4 protein-coding genes are annotated in these 4,306 nt (G+C 75.5%); 2 read left to right on the top strand and 2 right to left on the bottom strand.

The genetic code is table 11. The features are described 5' to 3' along the window. Window positions 1-70: 70 nt before the first annotated feature. Entirely contained in the window at window positions 71-1,420 is a 1,350-nt protein-coding gene (locus RIF68_RS28760) for an MFS transporter (RefSeq protein WP_309054215.1), read from the bottom strand. Window positions 1,421-1,565: 145 nt separating this feature from the next. Between RIF68_RS28760 and RIF68_RS28755 the strand changes: the two genes are divergently transcribed. Further along, window positions 1,566-2,525, top strand: coding sequence for a LysR family transcriptional regulator (locus RIF68_RS28755; RefSeq protein ID WP_309054214.1), 960 nt, complete (start codon window positions 1,566-1,568; stop codon window positions 2,523-2,525). On the opposite strand, the gene RIF68_RS28750 is transcribed toward RIF68_RS28755, so the two are convergent. Further along, window positions 2,512-2,976: an Lrp/AsnC family transcriptional regulator gene (locus RIF68_RS28750; protein WP_309054213.1), complete on the bottom strand. Its 465-nt coding sequence runs from the start codon at window positions 2,974-2,976 to the stop codon at window positions 2,512-2,514. The two genes, RIF68_RS28755 and RIF68_RS28750, sit on opposite strands and share 14 nt — an antisense overlap. 121 nt (window positions 2,977-3,097) lie before the next feature. Here RIF68_RS28750 and RIF68_RS28745 point away from each other — a divergent pair, with 121 nt between their 5' ends. Continuing rightward, window positions 3,098-4,216 (top strand): asparaginase, encoded by a 1,119-nt coding sequence (locus tag RIF68_RS28745; RefSeq protein ID WP_309054212.1) that lies wholly within the window; start codon window positions 3,098-3,100, stop codon window positions 4,214-4,216. Window positions 4,217-4,306 lie beyond the last annotated feature (90 nt).

The following is a 4,306-nucleotide window of genomic DNA, read 5'->3' as shown; positions in this document are numbered from 1 at the left end:
CAGAGCGTCGAGCCCGCCCGGTGCCGGTGTCGTCCCCTGCGTGCGCATGGCCCCCACGATGCCACCTCCGTCACCGCCGTCCGCCGGCCGGTTCCCCTGTGAGCGGGGCCAGTTGGCCGGGGCGGGGGAGCAGGAGCGGGGTGGCCAGGGCGAGGAGGCCCACCGCCGCGAGGGCCGGGCGGGGGCCGGTGAGACCGGCGAGGAGGCCGCCGAGCGTGGTGCAGACGGCCAGGGATGCCTGCTGGCCGAGGGACCAGGCCGTCAGGGTGCGCGCGACGAGGTGCGGGGGTGTCCGTTCCAGCCGGCAGGCCGCCACGACCGGGGTGTAGAGGCTCATGTGCAGGACGATCGCCAGCTCGACCGCCGTCACGGTGACGAGTCCGGTGACCCCGGCGGGTGCGAGGGCCAGGCCGGGCAGCCACAGCACGCGCAGCGTACCGGCGGTCCGCAGGACCCGGTCGCGGCCGTGGCGGGCGACGACCCGCGGAGCCAGCCGGGACCCGACGAGTCCGCCGAGGCACGGGACGGCGAAGACGAGACCGTACTGCCAGGGCGGCAGCGCGAGATCACGCAGCAGCAGCACGGCGAGCAGCGGCTCGGTCGCCATCACCAGGCCGGAGACGAGCAGCTGATTGAGGAAGAGCGCCCGCAGCCCCGGATCCCCCAGAAGGTGACGCCACCCGCAGAGGACGGCCCCGACCCGGCCGCGGTCCCCGGCGGCGGGCGGGAACACTGCCCGCCGGACCCTCCCGGCGGCCTCCGGGGCCCGCCCCGCGTGAGCCACGGGCTCAAGCCCCCCCGCACCTCCCCGGACCTGTCCCGCCGCCCCCGGCCCCGCCTCCCGGCCGCCCCGCATCGCGCCGATCGCGAGTGCCGACAGCAGGTGGCCGAACGCGTCGGCCACGACCGTGGCCACCGGCCCGAACAGGCCGATGGCCGCCCCGCCCAGCGGCGGCCCGACCGCGAGGGAACTCCAGTTCGTGGACTCGAACCTCGCCTGGGCCACGAGCCGATCGTCCGGTCGGACGAGGGAGGTGACAAGGGCGCCGCTCGCCGCGCCGAAGGTGATCCGCGCGGCGGCCGTCACCACCGAGACCGCGAGCACCTGACCGAAGCCGAGCAGGCCGCAGGCGTACGCGACAGGAATCGACATCAGGGCCCCGCACCGCACCAGATCCGCCGCGATCATGACCGGCCGCCTGCGCCGGCGGTCCACCCACGGCGCGAGCGGCAGGGCGACCAGCGCCCCCACCGCCGGCCCCGCCGCGGACAGCAGGGCGACCTCGGCCGGGCCGGCGCGCAGCACCAGCACCGCGACCAGCGGCAGCGCCCCGAACGCCAGACCGGAACCGTACGCGCTCACCGCGTAGCCCGCCCACAGCAGCCCGAAGTCCCGGCCAAGGCGTCTCCGACTCCTCACGACCCTCCTCCGCCCGCTCGTCCCGGCACCTCCACCGCGACAACCGGCGGTGACCGGGCAGAGCCAAGCCGGAGACACCTCCGCAGGTCAAACAACCCCCGCGCACCCAGCCCACAACCATCCGTTGTTGCCTAAGGTGAGCGGTATGGATCTCGAAGCGGTACGCACCTTCGTCGCCGTCGCGGAGGCCGGCCAGTTCCACAAGGCCGCCGCCGAGCTGTCGGTCACCCAGCAGGCCGTCTCCAAGCGCGTCGCCGCACTGGAGCGCCACCTCGGCGTACGGCTCCTGACCCGCACCCCGCGCGGCGCCGAACTCGCCATCGACGGGCAGGCGTTCCTTCCCCACGCCCGCGAACTGCTGCGCGTCGCCGCGCGGGCGGCCGCGTCCGTCCACCCCGGCCGCCGCCCCCTGCGCGTCGACATCCTCGCCTCGCGCGGCGCCGCCTCCGGCCTGATGCGCGGCTTCCACCGCGGCCACCCCGGGATCGACCTGGACGTGGTGATGCTGCTCGACATCGACCGGGCCGTCGATGCCGTCCGGTCCGGGGAGATCGACGCCTCCTTCCGCGCCGTCGCCGCGCCCGGGCGCCCCCTCCCCGACGGCATCGAGGCCGTACGGGCCATCGACGAACCCCTCGAACTGCTCACCGGCCCCGGCCACGCGCTCGCCGGCGCCCGCTCGGTCACCCTCTCCGAACTCGCCGGGCACCGGATCTGGATGCCCGGCCTGCGCCCCGGCAGCGAGTGGGCCGCCTACTACGACGACCTCGTCGCCGTCTTCGGCCTCGGCATCGAGGCGACCGGCCCGAACTTCGGCTCCGACGCGCTCCTCGACACCATCGCCGACACCCCCGCCCTCGCCACCTTCATGGGCGCCCACACCCGCCTGGTCTGGCCCGCCGGCCACGGACTGCGCCGCATCCCGGTGACCGACCCGACCCCCGTCTACCCGCACGCCCTGCTCCGGCACCGCGACAACCCCCACCCCGCCCTGGAGACCCTCCGCGCCCACATCGCCGCCACGGCCACCGGCCACGACGCCGCCGGCACCTGGACCCCGGACTGGGTGATCCCGCGCGGGCCGGGGCCGGTCAGCCGCCCCTGACGTCCACCGGCATGCCCTCCGGCTCCTTGATCCGCTTCATGATGATCTGGGAGTTCACCTCGGTGACCCCCGCCAGGGTCGTCAGCCGCTCGATCCACAGCCGCTCGTACGCCGCGAGGTCGGCCACCGCGATCCGCAGCAGGCAGCCCGGGCTGCCGAACAGGCGGTACGCCTCGATGACGTCCGGGATGTCCTGGAGAGCCTCCTCGAAGGCCTCCACCGTCTCGCGGTCGCGCCGCACCTCGACCGAGACCAGGACCTCGAAGCCCCGTCCCACCGCCTCCGGATCGATGACCGCCCGGTAGCCCTGGATCACCCCGTCCTGTTCCAGCTGCCGCACCCGCCGCAGGCAGGGGGAGGGGCTGAGCCCGACCCGCTGGGCCAGCTCCTGGTTGCTCAGACGGCCGTCCTTCTGGAGCTCGCGCAAGATATGGAGATCGATTCGGTCCATGCGCGCAATCATCCACCACGCTGAAACATTTCTCCGGCCGAATTCGCAATCCGCTTGCGCGTCCTTTGGCCTACGGTTGCGGACGACAGGGGAACGACGCACAGCGAAGGACATCAGAGGCATGAAGCGGACGAACGACGGGACACCGCGCCGGATCGTCGTCATCAGCACCGGAGGGACGATCGCCAGCCGCTGGCAGGGCACCGGCTACGCGGCCGACGCCTCCGGCGACGACGTCCTCGCCACCGCCCCGCTCCCCGAAGGCGTCACCGTCGAGGTGACCGACCTCTTCAACGTCAACAGCTCGCGGATGACGGCGGCCCACCAGCTGGCGCTCCTGCGGACCGTCCACGAGACCCTCGCCGACCCCGGCGTCGACGGCATCGTGGTCACCCACGGCACGGACACCCTGGAGGAGACCGCCTTCCTCCTCGACCTGCACCACACCGACGCCCGCCCCGTCGTGCTCACCGGCGCGCAGCGCCCCTTCGGCACGGGCGACGGCGACGGTCCCGGCAACCTCTACGACGCCCTCCAGGTCGCCGCCTCCGTCCGCGACCTCGGCGTCCTCGTCGTCTTCGACGGCCGCGTCCACGCCGCACGCGGCACCGTCAAGACCCAGACCCTCGCCGCCGACGCCTTCTCGGACCCCTCCACCGAGCGCCTCGGCCGCGTCGGGTTCTCCCGCGTCGACATCGAGCGGCAGCCCGAGCGCCCCGCCCCCCTGCCCTTCCCGCGGGCCGCCCGCACCGCGGCCCCCGGCACGGCTCCCGCCGTCCCGCTGCCCCGGGTCGACATCGTCACCCACCACTCCGACGGCGACCCCGTCCTGCTCGAAGCGGCCCTCGCGGCCGGCGCCCGGGGCATCGTCCTCGTCGCCACGGGCGCGGGCAACGCCACGCCCGAGATCGTCCGGGCCGTCGCCGGCGCCGTCTCGCGGGGTGTCCTCGTCGCCGTCACCACCCGCGTCCCGGCCGGTCCGCTCGCCGAGATCTACACCGGGGGCGGCGCGGTCGACCTCGTCGCCGCGGGCGCCCTCCTCACCGGAACGCTCCGCGCCGGCCAGGCCCGCGTCGCCGTCCTCTCCGCCCTCCTCGCCGACGAGGACACCGCCGGCGGCGGTGACCCGGCCCGCCGCACCGCCCTCCTGCGCCGCCTCCTCGACGGCCCGGTCCGCGCGGAACCGGCCCTCGCCACCGGCGGCTCCCGCTCGGCCTCCGCCGTCGCCACCCGCGCCTGACCGGCGCCCCCACACCCCGGCTCGCGGGCGGCGCCCGCATCACCCGCCCGCGCGCCGGCGGCCCCCCCCCACGCGCGGGCCGCCGGTACG

This window comes from Streptomyces sp., from assembly GCF_031178505.1.
Lineage (GTDB): Bacteria > Actinomycetota > Actinomycetes > Streptomycetales > Streptomycetaceae > Streptomyces > Streptomyces gulbargensis.
Note: the sequence above shows the minus strand (reverse complement) of the source record. Positions and strands in the feature narration are given on the sequence as shown.

Bases quoted from the DNA above. Each gene is read 5' to 3' on its own strand.
- RIF68_RS28755 (WP_309054214.1), top strand. From the start codon at position 1,566: ATGGATCTCGAAGCGGTACGCACCTTCGTCGCCGTCGCGGAGGCCGGC.
- RIF68_RS28750 (WP_309054213.1), bottom strand. From the start codon at position 2,976: ATGGACCGAATCGATCTCCATATCTTGCGCGAGCTCCAGAAGGACGGC.
- RIF68_RS28745 (WP_309054212.1), top strand. From the start codon at position 3,098: ATGAAGCGGACGAACGACGGGACACCGCGCCGGATCGTCGTCATCAGC.